Genomic DNA, 20279 nt, shown 5'->3' with positions numbered 1-20279 from the left:
ATCTAGACAGCGGGGGTTACAGAATGTATGTTGCAGTATATCACTTTTTGACAATTTCTGCTAATTTTTGATTTATGCTCTGAAGCAAATACTTTTGAGATAGGTAGAGAAAATTAGGTTATATCGGCAATAATTCAACGTTTAACTAATAACTAGCATCAACCTTTGCTTTCAATTGTACAGTAAAAGTTGAGCCTACACCTAACTCGCTCTCAATGGTGATATCACCTCCCATCATCTGGCAAAACAGACGGCTAATTGCCAATCCTAAACCAGTTCCTCCATACTTGCGAGTGGTAGAAGCGTCTCCTTGAATAAAAGGTTCAAATAAACCCTCTTGTTGTTGAGGAGACATTCCAATTCCTGTATCTGCTACCCGCAAATAAATCCATTCAGTGCCGTCTGTTAATTCGCGAGTTGCGCTGATGACTACGGTTCCCTCTTGCGTAAACTTGAGGGCATTGGAGAGTAAATTAAACAAAATTTGCCGCACTTTAGTCAAGTCAGCATACATTACTCCCAAATCAGGAGAGGAACAAACTTGTAATTGATTGCGATTCTTTTCAACCAAAGGATACAAAGTTGCTACTACTTCTTCTACTAAATTACCTAGGTGAAAATCTTCTAAATAAAGCTCCATTCTCCCAGCTTCTATCTTAGAAAGGTCGAGAATATCATTAATTAAATTGAGTAAATGTTTACCTGCGGTCTGAATTTTTTGAGTGTCGGGAATTAAGCCCTCGAACCCTGCTTCTAATGCTTCTTCTTCTAGGATTTCGCTGTAACCGATAATGGCGTTGAGGGGTGTGCGCAGTTCGTGGCTCATGTTGGCTAAAAAAGTGCTTTTAGCTCTGGAAGCTGCTTCGGCTTTGTGCAATGCTTCTTGTAAAGCTATTTCGGCTCTTTTGCGCTCGGCAATTTCGATGCGGAGGAGTTTATTGGCGGCGGTGAGTTGAGCAGTGCGTTGCTCGACAGTGATTTCTAGTTCCGACTTGGCTTTGGAGAGGGCTTCTTGGGCTCGCTGGCGTTCAAATCCTTCGATCGCCAGTGCGACTAAATTTGCCAAAGAATCGGCGAAGGTTCGTTCTTCCAAGGCCCATTGGCGGGGTGCTCCGATATGTTCCAGAGACAGGATGCCGACGATCTGGCCACCGAGCCTAATGGCTACATTTAAGATGGATGAATTGGGAGTGCTTTCCTTGCTGAGGATTGGGGTATGTTCTGTTTCTAAAGATAATGTTGTTACAGGATTTTGAGTTGTCAATGCTGAGTCTAAAGGATTGGAGGATGGACTGTTTTCGCTGCCGGCATCGCCTTCCTCATCTAAATTGGAAACTTTTATATGGTTTTTTGTACGATTCAAATGGCTTTTACTGGTCCGATCGTACAAATCGAGACAAACTAATTTGAGGTTTTGGGTTGTCAACTTAGAATGATAGACCTGATGCTCTGCTGGGAGATCGATCGCCTCTGGATTGATGACCCAACTTTGGTTGTGGGCGATCGCTCTAGCAGCCAAATTTGCCTGAGTATCTGTGGCGTAGCGAGTTCCAAATCTGACATGATTGTACAGCCAAACGCTCACTTTTTCCACATCCAAAGTGCGCGCTGCCGCCTCGGTAATTTCTCGAACTCCCAAATTCAGCGCCCCGTTGTTGATCGTCCTCTGCCTACCTAGCTGCAACAGGGCCAGACTTTGGCGGCGCAGTCGTTGTTCGCTCTCTTGGAGTGCTTGTTCTGCTTCCTTGCGCTGGGTAAGGTCGTACAACGCACACAACGCTGTGGGCTGACCATTGAACAACAGGGACTGAACGGAAATGATGGCCCAGAAACTGCTACCATCTGCCTTTTTGCAGTGCAGTTCGTAATTTTTGATGTGCCCGTTTGTGGCAAGGGTTTCGAGTACCTTTGAGCGTTCTGCGGGATTGAAGTAAAAGTCTGGGGTATGACGCCCGATCAATTCTGCTAAGGGTGTGTCCAGGAGAGAAGCCATTTGAGCGTTTGCATACAGAATTAAACCGTCACAGAGGCGAGAAACCAGTACAGGAACGGGAGTTGCTGAGGCGATCGCCCGAAACTGCTCTTCGCTGGAGCGCACGGCCAACTCAGCTTTTGATAGCAAGTCTGCTTCTATGGTATCGGAGTGTTCCGTGGTCGTCTCCAGCAAAATTTCTAGATCGGCTTTTTCGCGTTTCAAGTTTTCCAGTTCTGCACGCAGAGCCTGAACTTCCAAAATTAGCTGTTCTTTCGATGGTTCTTCCTGCATAGCAATTGAAAATTGGTAACTTGTAGGTAGTCAGTTCCGCAGTTTTTGAGCGTTTGCTGCTAACTTAACTATGACTTATTTTCCTGTATTGCAAATCCCTAGTTATGCTTCCCAGACTTAGCTTTGAGCTCAAGTTTACCTTGAAGGATTAACTATTCCAATTCCAATCGCAAGGAAGGCATCAGTCGCTGCAAGTTCTTGAGGGACTTTCCCTGCCAGGGTATTTCCTTGGAGCCTTTAACTGCGATCTGAATACTTTTTTGCTGTCGGACTTTGATCACAAATTTTGATATAATATTAATCCCTGAACTATTTAAAAATTCGAGTTTTCGCAAATCTAGAGTAATGGTCTTCTGCTCGCCGTCAGCCACATCATTGAGCAACTGTACGATCGGGGCGTATTCTTCCATTTGGCTGAGCCGGAAAGAGCCACAGCAGGTCACTGTATCAGTAGCGCTATCGTACAGGATGCTGTAATCTTGGGTGTTAATCTCCATATTTTTTTCAGTGGTCACTTGTTAGCGGTAAAGGGGTTTTGCCGGTGCGATCGGGTATGAGACCCACCCTGGGTACTGGCGATCGCACAGCAGAGAGTATGTAATTTTGATTACACGTACTGGTAACTGTACCATTTTTGTAGAGAAGCGATCGCGGATCTCTAAATCGCCTGTTGTCAAGGATGACGAGATTGGCTATTGCTGTCGCGACGAGTTATCAATTTATCATATTTCGGGGATTTGCCATTGACAAGAGATGAAAAATATGAGATATATTTCACATCTTCCACCGCAGCGAACAGGAGAAAATTTAATGCCAATTTCAAATATTACCGAAAAACTTTTGGTCGCCAAAAAAGCTCAGGGAATTAGTTTTGCAGATTTGGAAAAATTGCTGGGTCGCGATGAAGTTTGGATTGCAGCCGTGATTTACGGTCAAGCAAGTGCATCAGCAGATGAAGCAGAAAAAATTGTGTCTGCTTTGGGACTCGATAGCGAGATGGCTCAGGTTCTATCAGAACCAGCTCTCAAAGGTTCCTTAGATGCCACAGTTCCCGTAGACCCGCTGATTTATCGGTTTTATGAAATTATGCAGGTCTATGGAATGCCTCTTAAAGCAGTGATTCACGAAAAATTCGGGGACGGAATTATGAGCGCGATCGACTTTACTTTGGATGTGGAGAAAGAAGCAGACCCCAAAGGCGATCGGGTAAAAATAATCATGTCAGGAAAATTTCTGGAATACAAAAAATGGTAAGTCAGCTTTTCAAGGTAGAAGGAAATTTCTTGAGTGTATAATTTTGCCAATGTCTGTATCAGAAATTGGTATTTTGATTTGTAACTAATGAATAATGACTAATGACTGAGGCCTCAAAAGTGTTAAGTTAGAGACAGAGAGCGCGAAGCTGGAGTGGCTTGGGTATGCGATCGTCAAACTTTGCTGAGAACAGCACAATGTTCGATCGGGAGAAAACTCCCTAAATCCCAACAGCCAAACGCAAATGTAAATTAAGAGGAAAATAATGTCAAAATATGACTCCCATCTCAGATGCTCCTTTTGTGGCAAGTCCCAGGAGTACGTCCGCAAGTTAATAGCTGGGCCCGGCGTCTACATTTGCGATGAATGTGTGGAGCTATGCAATGAAATTTTAGAAGAGGAATTCTTTGACTCTGGCAAATTAGTGGCTCAACAACCGCCCCAGTCAGAAATTCAAGAGCCTCAAGGACAAAAAACGCGACGCCAGGGTCGATCGAACAAATCCAAAATCACTTTAGCTAAAATTCCCAAACCAACAGACATTAAGCAACATTTAGACGGCCACGTCATCGGTCAACACTCAGCCAAAAAAGTTCTGTCAGTAGCAGTTTATAACCACTACAAACGCTTAAGCGTTGACCAAGCCAAAGATAGTAGCAAACCTGTCTCAGACAGCGATGTGGAACTACAAAAGTCTAACATCATGCTAGTCGGGCCGACAGGTTGTGGCAAAACTCTCCTAGCCCAAAGTTTGGCACAAATGCTAGAAGTGCCCTTTGCAGTAGCCGATGCCACAACCCTGACGGAAGCCGGCTATGTTGGTGACGATGTAGAAAATATATTGTTGCGACTGTTGCAAATGTCAGATTTTGATGTCGAAGCGGCCCAGCGCGGCATTATTTATATTGATGAAATTGACAAGATTGCTCGCAAAAGTGAAAACACTTCAATCACGCGAGATGTATCAGGAGAAGGGGTGCAGCAAGCGCTACTGAAAATGCTGGAAGGAACGGTGGTTAACGTGCCTCCGCAAGGCGGCCGCAAACATCCTTACCAAGATTTTATTCAAATTGACACGAGCAAAATTTTATTTATTTGCGGCGGTGCTTTTGTCGGTTTGGAAAAAATAGTTGAACAGCGTTTGGGTAAAAAATCTTTAGGGTTTATTCAGCCAGTCGAAAGTGACAGCAACTCGACTTTGCTACCAAAAGATAAGCGGGCTGCGGATATTTTACAACAGGTACAAGCTGATGATTTAGTGAAGTTTGGTTTAATTCCTGAATTTGTCGGGCGCATACCTGTGGTGACAGTAATTTCACCGCTGGATGAAGCAGCTTTGATGCAGATATTGACTGAACCTCGCAATGCCCTGGTGAAGCAGTATCAAAAGTTGTTAAATATGGATAGTGTGCAGTTGGAATTTGAACCAGAGGCGCTGCGGGCGATCGCCCAGGAAGCCTGTCGCCGCAAAACTGGTGCCAGAGCCCTCCGCAGCATTTTAGAGGAATTAATGCTGGATGTTATGTATGAGTTGCCTTCTCGCAAGGATGTAGCTAACTGTACGATTACCAAGGAAATGGTCGAGAAGCGATCGACTGCGGAATTGTTGTGGCATCCCGCATGGCACAAACAGCACGAAACTGCTTAATTTTGTAAGGTGGGCAAATGCCCACCTTGTTTTCGGAATCACAATCATCAAAAACTCCATAGAAAGCCAATGATTGCAAATCAAAACCAAAATTATATCAAATCCGGTAACATCGGAATTATTCATCTCTCTTATCTCCCTCTGTGTTCTCTGCGTTCTCTGTGGTTAAATCATTCCGATGCAGCCGGAAACGATATTACATCTCGCCGGAAGAGTATCTGAAATTAGAAGAACTCAGCCCGGTTAAACATGAGTATATTCAGGGCGAAACCTACGCAATGGCGGGTGCAAGTGATGCTCATGTAACTCTTAGTGTCAACTTAGTTACCTTGTTGAGAAATCATGTTCGGGGTAGTGGCTGTCGTGTTTATATGTCAGACATGAAAGGTAGGATTGAATCTAGGAATATTTATTACTATCCCGACGTGATGGTAACGTGCGATGAACGAGACAAAGCTTTTCAATCTTTTAAAAGACATCCTTGTTTAATTATCGAGGTTTTGTCAAAAGGTACAGAAGGATTCGATCGGGGTGACAAGTTTGCTGACTATCAAGAATTAGAAACGCTTCAAGAGTATGTGTTAATTAATCAAAAGCGGCAGCGGGTGGAGTGTTTTCGCCGCAATGCTGAGGGGTTGTGGGTTTTGCATTCTTACACGCAAGGAAGCGAAATTCACTTGGCTAGTGTGGACTTTCGCGCTAGCATGGATGCCATCTATGAGGATGTAATCTTTACCAACGAAGATATTGTGCTGAATTAACCATGCTATAATAATGATAAAACTTAACGTCCGCAAATATGCCAAAATACCTGACAATTACAGAAGCGCAACAACAACTGCCAAAGTGGCCCGATGACTTAGCAACAGAGCCAGCTATCATCACTAAGGATGGGAAACCGGCGATTGTTGCGCTCAGTTTTAAACAATTTGAATCTTTGTTAGAAACCATCGAAATTCTCTCTGATTCCGAATTTATGGCAGATTTGCGATCGGGCATTCAACAAGCCCAGAGGGGAGAAACAATAGACTTACAACAGTTAAAAGCAGAGTTAAAACTTTCCTACGCCTGACTCAATATTTCCAAAAATTCCTGCACAACTAAATCGGGTTGTTGGCTGCATCGGGTAGCATCGTAATGTTTGACAAGACTGATGCCAGAATCTCTCGAAAGTTCGCATATTTCATCTTCTGTGGCGTTTTGATGGCATGATTCGCTGTCAATTTTTAGCAGTCCTAACTTGTTTTGGTGAAATATCAGAAAGTCAGCTTCTTGGTTTTGTCTACCTTCTGGTGTTGTGATTCGGAGTTGGGAGTTGGGGATGAAGAGTGTGTAAGTGCGATCGAGTATTTCGGCAATTTTAACTTGTGCGTCGGAGTGGAAGCAAAAACCGTTCCAGTTAATCTCGTTTTCTGAGTCAGATAATTCAGTTTCACTGTCAGCGTTTATTATTTTATCTAAATCTGCTTGACCATAATCAGCTTCATTTAAGTTTGCGAATAATCTAGCTCCACTGAGGTTTGCGCCGCTGAGATTTGCTCCGCTGAGGTTAACTTCGATGGTCAGATTCCGCTGTAGATTCACTTGAGTTCGCCGTAAGTATCGCTTTAATACTGATTTAAGATTATCTTTTTTGACTTTTTCTTCTAGTGCTTTTGATAGTAGTTTCCATAGTTTAGCACCAGCATCTTTGATATAATCATATTCATAGCCTGCGCTTTTAGCAATTTCCATATAAGACTGCCCTTCCCAAGATTGACGAAACACTAAGTCTTGAACTTTGTTGAGGCGATCGTAGTTAAGGGCTGTTTCTGCGATCGCGATGGCTTCGTCAACGGTCATATGTTAAAGTCCCTTACAGCTAAAACTATTCCATCATACCAGATTTTAGCGCAACAGTCTCACCACTTTGTCTTTAGACTTGGTTATTACTTTTATACTACTTTTAAGATACTTTTATATTACTTTGTTCATTCTTAAGACTGATGTGGATTTGGTAATATGAAATGTAATCAGCAGAAACAGTGTTGATTGAGTATCATAAAGACCCCAGCCTCGATAAAAAATTGCCGCTCATTCATTGAGTAACAGGAAGCTTCATGTTAAGTAAAAACTTGCTAACATTCAGTTTAATTACTTTATCTTATATTGGTAGTGTAGGAGTATTATCTACTTTAACTACTGGCTGTGACTTAATTAAACAGGATAAATCCCTGTCTGCAACTAAAGCAGAAAAAATGGTTAATAAGTGGAAACCATCTGAGGGAACAATTAAAGTCTTAGGAGTTCGGGAAAATCCAGATAATACTGCTGTCGCTGCATTGCAGGTATCAAATTTAAGGGTGAAAGCTAACTTTTTTGGTACAGTAAGCGAAGTAAACTACTCCGGCCCTGGGGAAGCTGCATTTTCACGCTATACTGATGGAAGTTGGGCGTTAACAGGATTAGCTTTTGGTAATAATCTAATAGATACTTTCTACTTTAAGGATCTCAATATCAAGGACGATTAGTTTAAATCAGACAAAAATTAGCGGTACTAGCTTGATGTCGCTCTCAATAATATCAGGCTAGTTATTGGAAAGCAATGTGACTGAACAACAATTATTAGTAGAAGAGGAAAATATTAATGTCATCTGGTGGCGGTCCTAGCGGATCTACAAGAAGAATAAGGATTGCTATAGTTTTGGGAGGTATTGCAGGCGGTTTAGTTGCGGCCGCAAATGTAGCGAATATAGGAACTTGGCTCGTTGGAGATAGTGTTCTCTGTAAATTTGGTATTTTGAAATGTTCAAATTCACCAGAACCTGCACCTGTCGCTTCAACTCCACCAACCACAGTTAGCTCTTCCCCTTCACCTGAGCCTATTAAACAAGATCCTATTCCTGTTTCATCACCGACATCCACTCCTTCTCCTACACCGGAAACTCCAGCACCAGTTTCGCCATCGCCATCTCCAGTGAAACTATCTGCTGACGAGAAGCCCTGCACAGTAGAGCAAAATGGCAGTACCGTAAATCTTGGTTCTTTGGAGGGTTCTTGCCCCTTCGCTGGTAATGTTAGCTCTAATAATTTAGAGAACCGTTACCGTTTTAAAATAGATAATCCAAGTAATATAAGCTTGTTTTTAGATGACGTGAATAGCGAAGTAGAAATGTTTCTATATTCAGACAAAGATGGGACTGGAATAATTCAATATCAACTTGAAAATACATCTGCTATTAAGTTAAGGACAGGAATAATCAAACAAGAATTGAATGTGGGTAGCTACATTATTGTTGTGAAAATGAAAGCCAGAGACACCCCATATTCACTTCAAATCATTAATAATACAAGTCAAATCCAAAAACTTGGTTATTTAGAAGAAAAAACAATCTCAAAAAATGGCACTATTACTTTAAATAATCGAGAGCGATTTTACAGTTTTCAACTAGCAAATCCTAGCAGCATTAGTCTGTCTTTGGGTGGCGTTAATAGCGAAGTAGAAATGGTTTTATATTCAGATAAGAATGGAACAGGAGTAATTCAATATCAACTTGAAAATATATCTGCTTTTAACTCAAAGCCCGGAATAATTAAAAGCAATTTAAGAGTAGGTAATTACATTGTTCTTGTGCGGTCAAAACTTAGAGACACCAATTACAATCTTACTATGTCTGCTCCTTAGTTAATTATTGAATTCTCTTTAATCGGCAGTTTATGCTCTAGCTACCACAAAGTAATTACTATGACGAATCCTCAAAACAACTCTAATCTTGCGCCTTGGAAATGGGCTTTAATTGGTGCTGGCTCAACTTTAGTGTTAGGCTTAGCTGGCTTTGGATTATATAATTTACTGAATCCTCAAACTTCTTCAACTTCAACGTCAACTTCAACGTCAACTTCTGTAGCTAATGCAACTCCTGAAAATTCTGTTGCTAAACAATTGATAGGTCAATGGGAAATCAAAATTTCAGGTAATTCTTTTTCATTAATTTTTACGCAGGAAGGTAAGTTATTTATGTTGGAGACACCCACTTCAGCTACCGAACTGAAGTATCAAATTAACGTAACTCCTCAACCAAAGAATCTCGATCTATTAGTAGGAACAAAAATTATCGCAAGGACAATTTTTGATTTCACAGCAGATGGTCAGTTGCGTTTAGAATTAGATAATATTGGAGAATCTCGACCGACATCTTTTGGTTCCAATGTAAAAACTTTTCAGAAAATATCTGAGCAAACAACACTACCTGCGAATGTTAGAGTAGTTAATCCTGAAGATCAACAAAGAAAGGTTAGACAGTCAGAAGCCAAACAGTATGTTAGTTCAATGAACAAAGCCCAACAAGCTTTTTACGCTGAGTATGCCACTTTTTCAGCTACCCTACAAAAATTGGGAATAGGTATCAAGTCAGAAACAGAAAATTACTCATATAGCGTTGTTTTGAGCAACGATAAGCGTTTTGCTCAATCAATGGCTTTAGCCAAAATAGATGGATTAAAAAACTATACAGGCATAGTTTTTTTAACTAAAACCTCTGATGGTCAATATACATCTACACAATCTAGACTTTGCGAAAGCACTCAACCATCAAAAGAGCTTCCAGGAACACCAACAGCTACTAATTCTCCTGACATACAATGTCCTTCTGGTTATTCAGACGTGCTGAAGTAAAAATTTCCTCAAAATAAATAGCATATCCGCGATCGAATTAGTATCAACAAACTTGCCCACTTTATTGTGTAGACGCGATTTCCAATCGTCCCAAATTGGTGATTTCACCCTCACTCATCAGACTCAGACTCAGACTCAAAATCAACGCGATCGTAAATATCACCCAACCGCATCTCAAACTCCACACAACTCAATCTCAACACCGCATCAGCACCATCATACTCAGACAAAACCCACTTATTATCATCCGTCTTAACAAACTGTTCAACGTGCATCTCATATTGATCGATCAAAACATACTCACGAAAACTAGGAATAGAACGAAAAAGTTTAAACTTGCCACCTCTGTCATAATCCGCCGTCGATGCCGATAAAACCTCAGCTATCATCACCACATTACTAATCGTATCTTTCCTACCCTCAGCAAACTCCAACTTCCCCGCCACTAACATCACATCAGGATAAGTATAAAGTCGCTTAGACGGTATCCACAAACGCAAATCGTTAATAAATACTCGGTACGGTTGTCCTTTCGTAGCAAAATTTAGCGTTCCGCCAAAATTAACAGCTATTTGATTGTGATTCGGTGTTCCGCCTGTCATAGGGATTATCCTGCCATCCTGATATTCACTTCTAAATTCTGCCACCTCTTCCAGCTTTAAATACTCTTCAGGAGAGTAATAAGTCTGTACTTTGTCCTCAACTTTGTCCTCAACTACTTCTGCGCGGATTTCTGTTAATACCGTCATAGTATATCCTTTTGCGATCGTACTTACAATTATATAGGACTTCAGTCCTGAAAAGATGGCAAAATTAACACTAAAGTTTTTATTAATAACTGGCTGTGAATTTATGCTACTAGATATTAAGCGGTTCACCTTAGCAACTTAAGTTTTTCCCAAAATGGCGACAAATGCGGTATGATGTGAAGTTGCGATCGGTTCTAGCGGGGAGCAGCCGCTAGAGGAAACGGGGAAAGTTCGGTGCAAGTCCGGCGCTGTCCCGCAACTGTAATGAAACACAGGTTGTTTCTAAAGTCAGAATGCCCGCCGATATCTAACTCACTTTGGAACGCATCTGCGAGGTACGGATGATGAATGGAATTAATAAGACTGTACGCACCAAGCACAGTCTACTTGTTTGCACTGCTTGCGCGAGTGTTTGGAAAAACGGCAAGCGAGAAGGCAAAAGTGGTGGCCAACAATTCTTGGAAGACTTGTCGCAACTGGCAAAGGATTGGGAATTTTCGGATGAATTTGACATTCAAGAAGTTGAGTGCATGAGTGCTTGCAGTCACTCTTGTGCTGTGTCTTTTGCTGCTGCTGGAAAGTACACTTATCTGTTTGGTGACTTACCTCCCAATGAATTGGAAAGCGTCGAGGCTGTACTGGAATGCGCGAGTCAATACTATGCTAAACCCGATGGTTTGTTGCCCTGGTCAGAACGTCCTCAAGCTTTGAAAAAAGGAGTTATAGCTAAAATTCCACCACTGCACAATTAGAGTATTCATCGTTTCCTTGTTCCTCGTTCCCAGGCAGAGCCTGGGAACGCATACCCAGAGGCTCTGCCTCGTATTAAAAGCGCGAGTTATTCGATCGAGGCAGAGCCTCTAGATCGACATTCCCAGGCAGAGCCTAGGAACGAGATAAGCGCGAGTTATTCGATCGAGGCAGAGCCTCTAGATCGACATTCCCAGGCAGAGCCTAGGAACGAGATATCCCATCACAAAACAACAACTAAATTACTAATGCACAAAATTCCTGTTACAGTCATTACGGGCTTTCTCGGTAGTGGCAAAACCACCGCCATTCGCCACTTATTGCAAAATAATCAAGGCCGCCGCATCGCAGTTATTGTGAATGAGTTTGGCGAAGTCGGCATCGACGGCGAACTGTTGCGTGACTGCCAAGTTTGCGATGAAGAAGAAGATGTTAGCAGCAATATTTTAGAACTGACAAATGGCTGTCTTTGCTGCACGGTTCAAGAGGAATTTTTGCCCACAATGCAAGAATTATTGAAGCGTCGCGCACAAATTGATTGTATCTTGATTGAGACTTCTGGACTCGCACTCCCTAAACCCTTAATTCAAGCTTTTCGCTGGCCCGAAATTCGGACCGGTGCTACCGTAGATGGTGTTGTGGCTGTGGTCGATTGCGAAGCCCTTGCTAGTGGTAATTTTGTGGGCGATATTGATGCTTTGATGGCGCAGCGACAGGCTGATGATAGTTTAGACCATGAGACGCCGATCGAGGAATTGTTTGAAGACCAGTTGGCTTGTGCTGATATGGTACTTTTGACTAAGGTCGATCGCGTGGATGTTGAAACTCAGAAAAAAGTCCAAACTTGGTTGCAGCAAGAATTACGTCCTAGTGTGAAAATTGTACCTTGCAAAGGTGGCGAAATTAATCCTGATGTGTTATTGGGATTTAATGCGGCTGTTGAGGATAATTTGGAGTCTCGTCCCAGCCATCACGACACTGAGGAAGAACACGACCATGATGATGATATTACCTCAACTTACTTTATTGCCGATCGCGAATTTGAACCAGAAGCTTTGGTCGAAAAACTGCAATCGTTGATGCAAAGTCAAGAGATTTATCGGATTAAAGGGTTTGTGGCGGTTCCCAAGAAGCCGATGAGGATGGTGTTGCAGGGTGTGGGCTCGCGCATCGAACATTTTTACGATCGCCCTTGGACACCTTCGGAACTTCGCCAAACCAAATTGGTGTTTATCGGTAGAGAACTCGATCGCGATCGCATTGTAGCGATATTGAGCAATTAATCACCCACGCTGACCTCAGAAACCGGGTTTCTGGCTATATTTCTCGTTCCTGTGGGCAAAACTCGCAGAAACCCGGTTTCTAGCCCCATGGCTGCTGACCTCAGAAACCGGGTTTCTGGCTATATTTCTCATTCCTGTGGGCAAAACTCGCAGAAACCCGGTTTCTAGCCCCATGCTTAATATTTTTATTACTAGCAACAAGTTTCGTGTAAAATATCAATGATACCAATTTTTTATGAGGCTGCATAGAATCTGATCACCCTGGCGCCCCCTTAATAAGGGGGGGACAACATTCTTCTCAAAGTCCCCCTTCTTAAGGGGGATTTAGGGGGATCGAAATATATGCAACTTCACATTAAATTGGTATGACAGGTATCATAAAACAAGTGAGGTAAAATATGGTGACTGCGGCTGCGATCGAATCAGTTCCCGTGACAGTTCTCACAGGCTATCTAGGTGCAGGAAAAACCACCCTACTCAACCGCATTTTAACCCACGAACACGGCAAAAAAGTTGCAGTCATCGTCAACGAATTTGGCGAAGTAGGCATCGACAACCAACTCATTATCGATGCAGACGAAGAAATTTTTGAAATGAACAACGGCTGCATTTGCTGCACAGTCCGAGGCGACTTAATTCGGATTATCGGCAACCTCATGAAGCGGCGGGACAAATTCGACCATCTAGTCATCGAAACCACAGGTTTAGCCGACCCCGCACCTGTAATTCAGACATTCTTCGTAGACGAAGATATGCGCGATAAATTACTGCTAGATGCCGTTGTCACCGTAGTAGATGCCAAGCACATCTGGCAGCACTGGGACTCCGACGAAGCTCAAGAACAAATTGCCTTTGCCGATGTGATTTTGCTGAACAAAACCGATTTAGTCACCCCAGCAGAATTGGCAGAATTAGAAACGCGGATTCGCAGCATGAATGTAATGGCAAAAATTCATCGCACCCGCAATGCTGAAATAGAAATGTCAGCATTGTTAGGAGTAAAAGCATTTGATTTAAATCGAGCCTTAGAAATTGAACCCGATTTTTTAGGCGAACACGAACACGAACACGACGACACAGTAACTTCCATCGCAATCCAAGAATCCGGCGCGGTTGATGGCAACAAATTTAGCGACTGGATATCCCAATTGTTGCAGACTAAAGGCCCGGATATCTTTCGGACCAAAGGCATTTTAAATATTGCTGGAGAAAACAGGAGATTTGTATTTCAAGGCGTGCATATGCTATTTGATGGTAGACCAGATAGACCATGGAAAGCCAATGAAACTCCGAAAAACGAACTCGTATTCATTGGTCGCAACTTAAATGAAAGTCAATTAAAAGCTGATTTTCGTCAGTGTCTGGTTTAACTGACACCTTGCAGCATTTTAAATCAGCTTTTTAAGCACAGGCTTTCCGGCCTGTTCCACACACACAAAAATTCATCTGTTGTGGAACGGACCAGAAAGCCCGTTATTGAGAATACTGGAACATCTCAGATTAAATAAATATGGGTAACAACGACCAAAATAAAAGCGAACTAACCCTGAAATTTCACGCCAAAGAAATGCTGTCAGACTACGTGACTGCTGTTACTTGGTCGCCCGATGGCAAAACTCTAGCAGTCAGTTCCGCCGCCGGTGAAATTATGTTAGGGATTCTCGGAAAAATCAATAAATTGTCCTTGCAACTGCTGCAAACAGCAACTGGTAAATCAGTAGATTGCTTGTCTTTTTCTTCGGATAGTCAACTGTTAGCTGCGGGCGGACAAGATGGAAAAGTGCTAATTTGGCACGTAAATTCTGGAAAATTAATTGCTAGTTTGGATAACAAGCGTGTTTGGGTTGATAAGTTAGCTTGGAGTCCTCACGGTCATCAATTAGCTTTCAGCATGGGTCGTTCAGTTCAAGTTTGGAATGCCGATCAAAATACAGTAGAAGTAACCCTGAATTTTGATTCATCTTCAATCCTCGATTTAGCATGGCATCCTGTTGATAAATATCTGGCAATTAGCGGCTATCAAGGTGTAAAAGTTTGGAACGCGGCAGATTGGAATGATGACCCAGACATCTTATCCGTACCATCCGTAACAGGTGCAATTTCCTGGTCCTCTTCCGGCAAATATCTAGCCTGTGGCAATATGGATAACACCTTAATTGTTAATGAATGGGGTAACTCGGAACCTTGGGTAATGCAGGGTTTTCCCGGCAAAGTTAGACATTTGGCTTGGTCCGATCGAACTAATTCATTGGGCGATCCTTTATTAGCTGCTGCGAGCTCAGAAGGCATTTCTGTGTGGGAAAGACAAGCTGATGAAAGTGTCGGTTGGGAAGCTTGGGGATTAGAAGTACATGAAAAAGTCGTCCAGGCGATCGGCTTTCAACCAAATACATTGTTATTAGCTTCAGCATCGGAAGACGGTCAACTTTGTTTGTGGTACGAAGCACAAGAATTGCTGCAAATTCTGGAGGGTGTCGAAGCAGGCTTTTCCTGTCTTTCTTGGCATCCCCAAGGTCAATTCCTCGCAGCGGGTGGCAATAACGGCGAGTTGTTGGTTTGGGAACGGAATTATTCACCTGCGCTAATCACCATTCCTTCACCGAACTCGGCGGCAAGCGCAACCTAGGAAATCTGTAAAAAGTATCTCCTTCATCATCCACTTCTAAAATCGCCGAAAAAATCTTAACTTGTGCATCTAAGTATTGCTGTGCAACTTGAGCCTCCACCCTAGCGCTAGCCGCCAATTGAATCAGCGAAATTTGACTATTTTGGTTTTCCAATAACTGATAAAAAGCCTCATCCAAGCGTTTTTTTTGTTTGTTTTCATTCACATTATTAATCAGTAATAAACCTACAAATCCACCCATGCCAATTACTAATAAAAATTCTAATAATGCCATATTTTTGCGCTAATTTCTAATTTCAATAACCCAGATATAAACATCATTTACATCTTATAGCCCGCCGGGGCGGGCTTGGTTTGATAGCAAGCGATTTAATGCGCCTTCACTTTTGTGTCAAAGCGATGGCAATCGCCGTCATTGATTAAACTTGAGGTCGCAACAAATTTTCCATTCCTTTAATTACCTTAGCAGATACAATCTTGTCTCCCTGCTTCAGTTGATCCAAAACTTCTTTTCCCTCAATCATGTAACCAAAAACAGTATACCGACCGTCCAACAAATTCAGACCAGCAGGGGTCAGTTCAGGTTCAAACAAGAAAAAGAAAAACTGCGAAGAAGCGCTATCTGGTTCAGCTTCCGCACGAGCCATGGCCACAGTACCATAGGCAGAAAAAGGTAACACAGGTTCGTCGCGATAACGCCCCGCATCTTCTAAAGTAATTCCGTAGATGGGTTCTTTTTCGTCCCTGACGAGGACTTCGAGTGGAATATTCCGGTATTTACCAGTAGCTGGGTCTATAAAACCTACTTCCTTACCTTCAGGGTCTCCTGTTTGTAGCACGTAGGATTCTTCCGATCGAATAAATGGCAAACCATCATAAAAACCTCGATCGACTAAATCTACAAAATTACCAGCAGTCACCGGCGCACTGTAACCATCAACCACAACAGTAATTGTCCCCTTCTCGGTTTCTACAGCCACCGTAGCGCGACCCTTGAGTTGAGGCAAAGTAGCATATTCTGAAGGAACTTCAAAGGGAAACTTGGTCACCATCAACTCTTCGATGTCACCAACCGAACGGAGTATTTTGGCTTTCAAGTCAATCACTTTTTCCCTGTCTTTGGCCTCAACAGCCTCAGATAGTTGCGAAACTCCTTCTTTGACTTTTGCCACTAGAGTTTCGGCTTCGGGCTTTTTCGCGTCGGGAATACTCTTTAAAATATCAGACTCGCGAATGCTGAGAATTCTGGAAGCCTTGCTGATATCGCTACTAATTGGACCCCAACGTTTAGAGCGTATGTGGTTGCCGATGTCTTCGAGACTGATTTGCAACTCTCGCACCGTCTGATTGTCAATAGGTAGAGCGTAGCGCAGCAGCGCCCGGCCGTCTGTAATCGCATTGCCCGCAGGCATACTGCTGCTAGGGCGTTTGGCATGGGATACCGAACTGAAGCTGAGGGAAAAAGTGAATAGCAGGAGTGCTAAGACAGTGGTTTTGAGCCAGCGCTTGCACGTATCGATCGAGAAATTAGACCAATGCAACATAACTTTAACTTTTATGGCCTCTATCATCTTCCCACAGCACTGTCCGCCCTCTAAGCTGAAGTGTCTGTTCCTGCGTCTAGGGAGAATCAAGTGACAACTCCCCACAGCGATTAACAGATTAGTCAAGCACTTGCTCCCTTTGAACGGTAAAATAAAATGCCAATTGTTTTTTGATGCCGTCAGCTAGACTGCGGTTTGAAGCTGACAGTAGTTCCCCCGTGCCCTTGGGCGACGGGATTGCCTGCAAAAATTTATATGATTTCCAGTAACGACTTTCGACCAGGTGTTTCAATTGTAGTCAATGACGGCGTGTGGCGGGTAATTGAATTCCTCCACGTCAAGCCAGGAAAAGGCTCGGCTTTCGTGCGGACAAAACTCAAAAATGTCAAAACCGGCAACGTAGTAGAACGAACCTTCCGGGCTGGGGAGACTATGCCTCAAGCCAACCTCGAAAAGAGCGCCATGCAATATACCTATAAAGAGGGCGATCAGTTCGTCTTTATGGATATGGAAACTTATGAGGAAAGTCGCCTCAGTTCTCAGGAAATAGGCGATCGGGTCAAATACCTCAATGAAGGCATGGAAGTTAACATCCTGCGCTGGAACGACCAAATCCTCGAAGTAGAACTGCCCAACTCCGTTGTTTTAGAAGTGACCCAAACCGACCCCGGAGTCAAAGGAGATACTGCCACCGGCGGTAGCAAACCCGCCATGCTCTCCACCGGAGCTCAGATCATGGTGCCTCTATTTATTTCCATTGGAGAACGGATTCGGATCGATACTCGCGAAGACAAGTATCTTGGGCGAGAGACATAAATGGTGCTTTGGGGTTGATGCCAGAAGCCTCAACCCCCTAACTCTGCTTTCGATCGCACTGGTGTCCAATTTTCAATTCCCAATTTTCAATTTTCAATTCTCAATTATCAATTACCCTTGAATCTGCTGTGCAACTAGACTTAAACCAGCTCTGCGAACTGCTAACTGTTTTAGACCAAACCGGCATTTCGGAGCTGACGTTAAAAAGTGGAGAACTTGAACTGACTGTGCGCAAAGGCATTCAAGCCAACGAACCAAGAACCGTCGCTGTTGGTCATCCAGCAGTTACGCCTCTTGCGACCATCGCAGAAACTTTTGCTAGCCCCACCTTAGCGTCACCTCCTGCTGTAGACCAAAATTCAGCAGCAAATATCACTAGCCCAGCACCCTCGGCTCCTGCTGCCGTGCTGGCCGCAGTGCCTGCTCCTGTGGATACCAAATGGGTGTCAATTATTTCGCCGATGGTAGGAACTTTTTATCGCGCGGCTGCTCCCGATGAACCACCTTTTGTGGCGCTTGGCGATCGCATCAAGGTGGGCCAGACAGTTTGCATTATTGAAGCGATGAAGCTCATGAATGAAATCGATGCCGATGAGGTATCGGGTCAAGTGATGGAAATCTTAGTTCAAAATGGGGAACCTGTGGAGTACGGTCAAGTTTTGATGAGGATTAATCCGGATTGAAGGATTACTTGATTGTTATATACAGAATTAATCCTTCTATTTCCCGATCGCTTCTGGCAGGTGAGCTTGATGAAGTTATCCCAGTCTGTTCCTCAAGAGGTTGTGCCACAAGTTGCTGAGTATTTCAGTATTTTGAGCGAGCCGATGCGTTTGCGAATTCTGAACTTGCTTCGCGACGGCGAAAAATGCGTGCAAGAGTTGGTGGAAGCTACTCAAACCAGTCAAGCCAATGTTTCTAAACACCTAAAGCTCATGCTCCAAGCTGGTATCCTCACTCGCAGGAGTGAAGGAACTTCAGCCTATTACAAGGTAGAGGATGAGTTGATTTTCGAGTTGTCTACTATGGTGTGCGATCGGCTTGCGACTAGGGTAGAACAACAAGCCCAACAATTTAGGTCCTTGAGTCTGAATACAAAGCCGTCCTAAAAGGACGGGGCTTGTATCCCATCCTTTTGGTCAAAAGTCATCAGCCATCAGCGAGCAGTCCCTATTCCCCGCCTTCTGACTCATGACTCATGACTCATGACTCATGACTAAAAATTACGGGAGCGGAAAATTTTTATCGAAAGTTTGACGGGTACTCGGCTGAGCAACCTCCAAACCTTCGCCACCCAAAAGCTCTAAGGGCTTACCTTCCACCGAAATCCAAACTTTGGCATTCGGTTTTAAACTCGTGGCCGTATAGATCACTTGCCCCAACCGACTGCTCATGGAACTACTGCCTCCTCCCGAAGTAAATTCGGCAGACAAATCGACGTAAACTCCCTGATTATTGACACTCAAACTCCTGAGTTTTGTCCCCTTGGGAATTTCGCTAAAAACCTTTGTATCCTTCGGTCCAGCCAACAAACTGTTAAAAGCAGCCTGTAGGGCAGCATCAGGTCGATCGACTTCTTTGAGAGCTACCTTGCTAGGAACGGCCTCAAACTTGCCTCCCCCATCTTTAACCCAGTAGACTTGCACTGTCTGGGTAGCCGTCGGCGACACAGACTTAGGCTGAGACTGTTGTGGCTTAATAACCTGCGGTGTCAAAGCCTGGGGTGTTGGAGCTGCTGGTGTCTGAGCCTGGGGTGTGGGAGCTGATGGCGTCTGAGCCTGTGGTGTCTGAGCTGCTGGAGTCTGAGCCTGGGGTGTATCAACAGGAGTTGGAGCAGGTACGGGGATAATTACAGCAGGCGATTCCCCAGGAGTGGGGGAAAGTGCCCCAGAGGTAGTCCCAGCAGTAGACTGAGTGTCTGCTGACGTTGAGGAACGGTTGGCAGTCCACCAAGCAATGCTCCCTCCCGTTAATAAAGCCAACCCGCAAACACCGGCAACCACGGCTGTGGGTACGCGGCGTGCTTCTTGTCCATCTTTCATAATACAAATCCTCCTTACATATAGAGCGCTTGGGACAGTGAGGAGCTACTCCCGATCGGCTACATTTGTTTTTGCTGAGATTCTGGAACTGCCAACAGCTAAACTGAAACAATCCTGGCATCTTTAACAGCTTAGGAGCCATATTTCATTTTGACACTCTCCCGCTTAGAAACACGTTAGAAGTCTGAAGGCAGAACCCAGAAGGCTCTGATACTGTTTTTAATATAAGTGAATTTTATTGGTAATTTCTAGAATGTTTTGTGAAACCTGCTTGCCAACTCCACTATCTAATAGCTCACCATAGTAGATTTGAAGTCGATCGGACATTTGATAGCAGTCGGAAATTACTATAAATAAGTTATTTTTTGACTCAGATGGGGTAACAAAAAGAGTCAAAATATTCATTTAATCAAATATTTATCCCTTAAAACTATCTGAAAAAATGCTAGTTCATTCGACCACATTCTGATTAATTAATTACTAATATCTTGACTTGCATTCCATGGGAATTACCCCACATTGACCATCTAATTCTATCCAAAAACTAGAGTTCCCCGACTTCTTTAAGAAATCGGGGAGCGCCATTGGTATCTTAAGTCGATCGCCTTATATCAATTCCTCTCTTCATCGGAATTATTCATTTCTCT

Annotated in this window: 22 protein-coding genes and 1 riboswitch; of the genes, 14 read left to right on the top strand and 8 right to left on the bottom strand. The window is 43.4% G+C overall.

Annotated elements, in window-relative coordinates; all coding sequences use genetic code 11:
* Positions 1-145: 145 nt before the first annotated feature.
* Entirely contained in the window at positions 146-2266 is a 2121-nt protein-coding gene (locus ACBR23_RS06160) for an ATP-binding protein (protein ID WP_371115457.1), read from the bottom strand.
* A 152-nt stretch (positions 2267-2418) separates the two neighbouring features.
* Positions 2419-2763, bottom strand: a complete 345-nt coding sequence (locus tag ACBR23_RS06155) for a hypothetical protein (protein ID WP_341734032.1) — start codon at positions 2761-2763, stop codon at positions 2419-2421.
* Positions 2764-3076: 313 nt separating this feature from the next.
* Here ACBR23_RS06155 and cynS point away from each other — a divergent pair, with 313 nt between their 5' ends.
* The 4 genes from cynS (at position 3077) to ACBR23_RS06135 (ending at position 6240) form a co-directional block, all read left to right on the top strand.
* Entirely contained in the window at positions 3077-3520 is a 444-nt protein-coding gene (gene cynS, locus ACBR23_RS06150) for a cyanase (protein ID WP_341739879.1), read from the top strand.
* 265 nt (positions 3521-3785) lie between these two features.
* Positions 3786-5168 (top strand): ATP-dependent protease ATP-binding subunit ClpX, encoded by a 1383-nt coding sequence (gene clpX / locus ACBR23_RS06145; RefSeq protein WP_371115458.1) that lies wholly within the window; start codon positions 3786-3788, stop codon positions 5166-5168.
* Between the two features lie 161 nt (positions 5169-5329).
* Positions 5330-5929 (top strand): Uma2 family endonuclease, encoded by a 600-nt coding sequence (locus ACBR23_RS06140; RefSeq protein ID WP_371115459.1) that lies wholly within the window; start codon positions 5330-5332, stop codon positions 5927-5929.
* A 38-nt stretch (positions 5930-5967) separates the two neighbouring features.
* Positions 5968-6240, top strand: a complete 273-nt coding sequence (locus ACBR23_RS06135; RefSeq protein ID WP_371115460.1) for a type II toxin-antitoxin system Phd/YefM family antitoxin — start codon at positions 5968-5970, stop codon at positions 6238-6240.
* On the opposite strand, the gene ACBR23_RS06130 is transcribed toward ACBR23_RS06135, so the two are convergent.
* Positions 6231-7010 carry a pentapeptide repeat-containing protein gene (locus tag ACBR23_RS06130; RefSeq protein WP_371115461.1) on the bottom strand — a complete coding sequence of 260 codons (780 nt, stop codon included), beginning with the start codon at positions 7008-7010 and terminating at the stop codon, positions 6231-6233. The two genes, ACBR23_RS06135 and ACBR23_RS06130, sit on opposite strands and share 10 nt — an antisense overlap.
* Before the next feature lie 257 nt (positions 7011-7267).
* On the opposite strand from ACBR23_RS06130, the gene ACBR23_RS06125 reads away from it, so the two are divergent.
* The 3 genes from ACBR23_RS06125 (at position 7268) to ACBR23_RS06115 (ending at position 9822) form a co-directional block, all read left to right on the top strand.
* Positions 7268-7678, top strand: a complete 411-nt coding sequence (locus tag ACBR23_RS06125; RefSeq protein ID WP_371115462.1) for a hypothetical protein — start codon at positions 7268-7270, stop codon at positions 7676-7678.
* Positions 7679-7794: 116 nt separating this feature from the next.
* Positions 7795-8832: a hypothetical protein gene (locus ACBR23_RS06120; RefSeq protein WP_371115463.1), complete on the top strand. Its 1038-nt coding sequence runs from the start codon at positions 7795-7797 to the stop codon at positions 8830-8832.
* A 60-nt stretch (positions 8833-8892) separates the two neighbouring features.
* On the top strand, positions 8893-9822 hold the full coding sequence (locus ACBR23_RS06115) for a type IV pilin-like G/H family protein (RefSeq protein ID WP_371115464.1): 930 nt from the start codon (positions 8893-8895) through the stop codon (positions 9820-9822).
* A 110-nt stretch (positions 9823-9932) separates the two neighbouring features.
* Here the strand turns inward: ACBR23_RS06115 and ACBR23_RS06110 are convergent, their stop codons facing one another.
* Positions 9933-10571: a Uma2 family endonuclease gene (locus ACBR23_RS06110; protein WP_371115465.1), complete on the bottom strand. Its 639-nt coding sequence runs from the start codon at positions 10569-10571 to the stop codon at positions 9933-9935.
* A gap of 172 nt (positions 10572-10743) precedes the next feature.
* Positions 10744-10891: riboswitch (cobalamin riboswitch) on the top strand.
* Between the two features lie 21 nt (positions 10892-10912).
* Here ACBR23_RS06110 and ACBR23_RS06105 point away from each other — a divergent pair.
* The 4 genes from ACBR23_RS06105 to ACBR23_RS06090 all read left to right on the top strand — a co-directional run bounded on the left by ACBR23_RS06105 (position 10913) and on the right by ACBR23_RS06090 (position 15230).
* Positions 10913-11323: a DUF1636 family protein gene (locus ACBR23_RS06105; protein ID WP_371115467.1), complete on the top strand. Its 411-nt coding sequence runs from the start codon at positions 10913-10915 to the stop codon at positions 11321-11323.
* Positions 11324-11569: 246 nt separating this feature from the next.
* A complete protein-coding gene (cobW, locus tag ACBR23_RS06100; protein WP_371115468.1) occupies positions 11570-12604 on the top strand; it encodes a cobalamin biosynthesis protein CobW in 1035 nt (344 codons plus the stop codon).
* 398 nt (positions 12605-13002) lie between these two features.
* Positions 13003-13974 carry a GTP-binding protein gene (locus tag ACBR23_RS06095; protein ID WP_371118805.1) on the top strand — a complete coding sequence of 324 codons (972 nt, stop codon included), beginning with the start codon at positions 13003-13005 and terminating at the stop codon, positions 13972-13974.
* 140 nt (positions 13975-14114) lie between these two features.
* Positions 14115-15230, top strand: coding sequence for a hypothetical protein (locus ACBR23_RS06090; protein WP_371118804.1), 1116 nt, complete (start codon positions 14115-14117; stop codon positions 15228-15230).
* Here the strand turns inward: ACBR23_RS06090 and ACBR23_RS06085 are convergent.
* Positions 15190-15504, bottom strand: a complete 315-nt coding sequence (locus ACBR23_RS06085) for a hypothetical protein (protein ID WP_341736448.1) — start codon at positions 15502-15504, stop codon at positions 15190-15192. The genes ACBR23_RS06090 and ACBR23_RS06085 overlap by 41 nt on opposite strands.
* Positions 15505-15649: 145 nt before the next feature.
* A complete protein-coding gene (locus ACBR23_RS06080; protein ID WP_371118803.1) occupies positions 15650-16774 on the bottom strand; it encodes a peptidylprolyl isomerase in 1125 nt (374 codons plus the stop codon).
* A gap of 255 nt (positions 16775-17029) precedes the next feature.
* On the opposite strand from ACBR23_RS06080, the gene efp reads away from it, so the two are divergent.
* The 3 genes from efp to ACBR23_RS06065 all read left to right on the top strand — a co-directional run bounded on the left by efp (position 17030) and on the right by ACBR23_RS06065 (position 18699).
* A complete protein-coding gene (efp, locus tag ACBR23_RS06075; protein ID WP_341736446.1) occupies positions 17030-17590 on the top strand; it encodes an elongation factor P in 561 nt (186 codons plus the stop codon).
* A gap of 128 nt (positions 17591-17718) precedes the next feature.
* Positions 17719-18273, top strand: a complete 555-nt coding sequence (gene accB / locus ACBR23_RS06070; RefSeq protein ID WP_371115472.1) for an acetyl-CoA carboxylase biotin carboxyl carrier protein — start codon at positions 17719-17721, stop codon at positions 18271-18273.
* Between the two features lie 69 nt (positions 18274-18342).
* Positions 18343-18699, top strand: coding sequence for a metalloregulator ArsR/SmtB family transcription factor (locus ACBR23_RS06065; RefSeq protein ID WP_341736444.1), 357 nt, complete (start codon positions 18343-18345; stop codon positions 18697-18699).
* Between the two features lie 114 nt (positions 18700-18813).
* Here ACBR23_RS06065 and ACBR23_RS06060 read toward each other — a convergent pair whose 3' ends face one another.
* Both ACBR23_RS06060 and ACBR23_RS06055 read right to left on the bottom strand, forming a co-directional pair.
* Positions 18814-19632 (bottom strand): GerMN domain-containing protein, encoded by an 819-nt coding sequence (locus tag ACBR23_RS06060; RefSeq protein WP_341736443.1) that lies wholly within the window; start codon positions 19630-19632, stop codon positions 18814-18816.
* 219 nt (positions 19633-19851) lie between these two features.
* A complete protein-coding gene (locus ACBR23_RS06055) occupies positions 19852-20037 on the bottom strand; it encodes a hypothetical protein (RefSeq protein WP_341736442.1) in 186 nt (61 codons plus the stop codon).
* Positions 20038-20279 lie beyond the last annotated feature (242 nt).

It is taken from the genome of Microcoleus sp., from assembly GCF_041354475.1.
Lineage (GTDB): Bacteria > Cyanobacteriota > Cyanobacteriia > Cyanobacteriales > Microcoleaceae > Microcoleus.
Note: the sequence above shows the minus strand (reverse complement) of the source record. Positions and strands in the feature narration are given on the sequence as shown.

Excerpts from the sequence above, each read along its gene's own strand:
- ACBR23_RS06085 (WP_341736448.1), bottom strand. The coding sequence starts at position 15,504 with ATGGCATTATTAGAATTTTTATTAGTAATTGGCATGGGTGGATTTGTA.
- ACBR23_RS06135 (WP_371115460.1), top strand. The coding sequence starts at position 5,968 with ATGCCAAAATACCTGACAATTACAGAAGCGCAACAACAACTGCCAAAG.
- clpX (WP_371115458.1), top strand. The coding sequence starts at position 3,786 with ATGTCAAAATATGACTCCCATCTCAGATGCTCCTTTTGTGGCAAGTCC.
- cynS (WP_341739879.1), top strand. The coding sequence starts at position 3,077 with ATGCCAATTTCAAATATTACCGAAAAACTTTTGGTCGCCAAAAAAGCT.
- ACBR23_RS06110 (WP_371115465.1), bottom strand. The coding sequence starts at position 10,571 with ATGACGGTATTAACAGAAATCCGCGCAGAAGTAGTTGAGGACAAAGTT.
- ACBR23_RS06060 (WP_341736443.1), bottom strand. The coding sequence starts at position 19,632 with ATGAAAGATGGACAAGAAGCACGCCGCGTACCCACAGCCGTGGTTGCC.
- ACBR23_RS06125 (WP_371115462.1), top strand. The coding sequence starts at position 7,268 with ATGTTAAGTAAAAACTTGCTAACATTCAGTTTAATTACTTTATCTTAT.
- ACBR23_RS06105 (WP_371115467.1), top strand. The coding sequence starts at position 10,913 with ATGATGAATGGAATTAATAAGACTGTACGCACCAAGCACAGTCTACTT.
- ACBR23_RS06120 (WP_371115463.1), top strand. The coding sequence starts at position 7,795 with ATGTCATCTGGTGGCGGTCCTAGCGGATCTACAAGAAGAATAAGGATT.
- ACBR23_RS06160 (WP_371115457.1), bottom strand. The coding sequence starts at position 2,266 with ATGCAGGAAGAACCATCGAAAGAACAGCTAATTTTGGAAGTTCAGGCT.
- cobW (WP_371115468.1), top strand. The coding sequence starts at position 11,570 with ATGCACAAAATTCCTGTTACAGTCATTACGGGCTTTCTCGGTAGTGGC.
- efp (WP_341736446.1), top strand. The coding sequence starts at position 17,030 with ATGATTTCCAGTAACGACTTTCGACCAGGTGTTTCAATTGTAGTCAAT.
- ACBR23_RS06090 (WP_371118804.1), top strand. The coding sequence starts at position 14,115 with ATGGGTAACAACGACCAAAATAAAAGCGAACTAACCCTGAAATTTCAC.
- ACBR23_RS06055 (WP_341736442.1), bottom strand. The coding sequence starts at position 20,037 with ATGAATATTTTGACTCTTTTTGTTACCCCATCTGAGTCAAAAAATAAC.
- ACBR23_RS06155 (WP_341734032.1), bottom strand. The coding sequence starts at position 2,763 with ATGGAGATTAACACCCAAGATTACAGCATCCTGTACGATAGCGCTACT.
- ACBR23_RS06080 (WP_371118803.1), bottom strand. The coding sequence starts at position 16,774 with ATGTTGCATTGGTCTAATTTCTCGATCGATACGTGCAAGCGCTGGCTC.
- ACBR23_RS06095 (WP_371118805.1), top strand. The coding sequence starts at position 13,003 with ATGGTGACTGCGGCTGCGATCGAATCAGTTCCCGTGACAGTTCTCACA.
- ACBR23_RS06065 (WP_341736444.1), top strand. The coding sequence starts at position 18,343 with ATGAAGTTATCCCAGTCTGTTCCTCAAGAGGTTGTGCCACAAGTTGCT.
- ACBR23_RS06130 (WP_371115461.1), bottom strand. The coding sequence starts at position 7,010 with ATGACCGTTGACGAAGCCATCGCGATCGCAGAAACAGCCCTTAACTAC.
- ACBR23_RS06115 (WP_371115464.1), top strand. The coding sequence starts at position 8,893 with ATGACGAATCCTCAAAACAACTCTAATCTTGCGCCTTGGAAATGGGCT.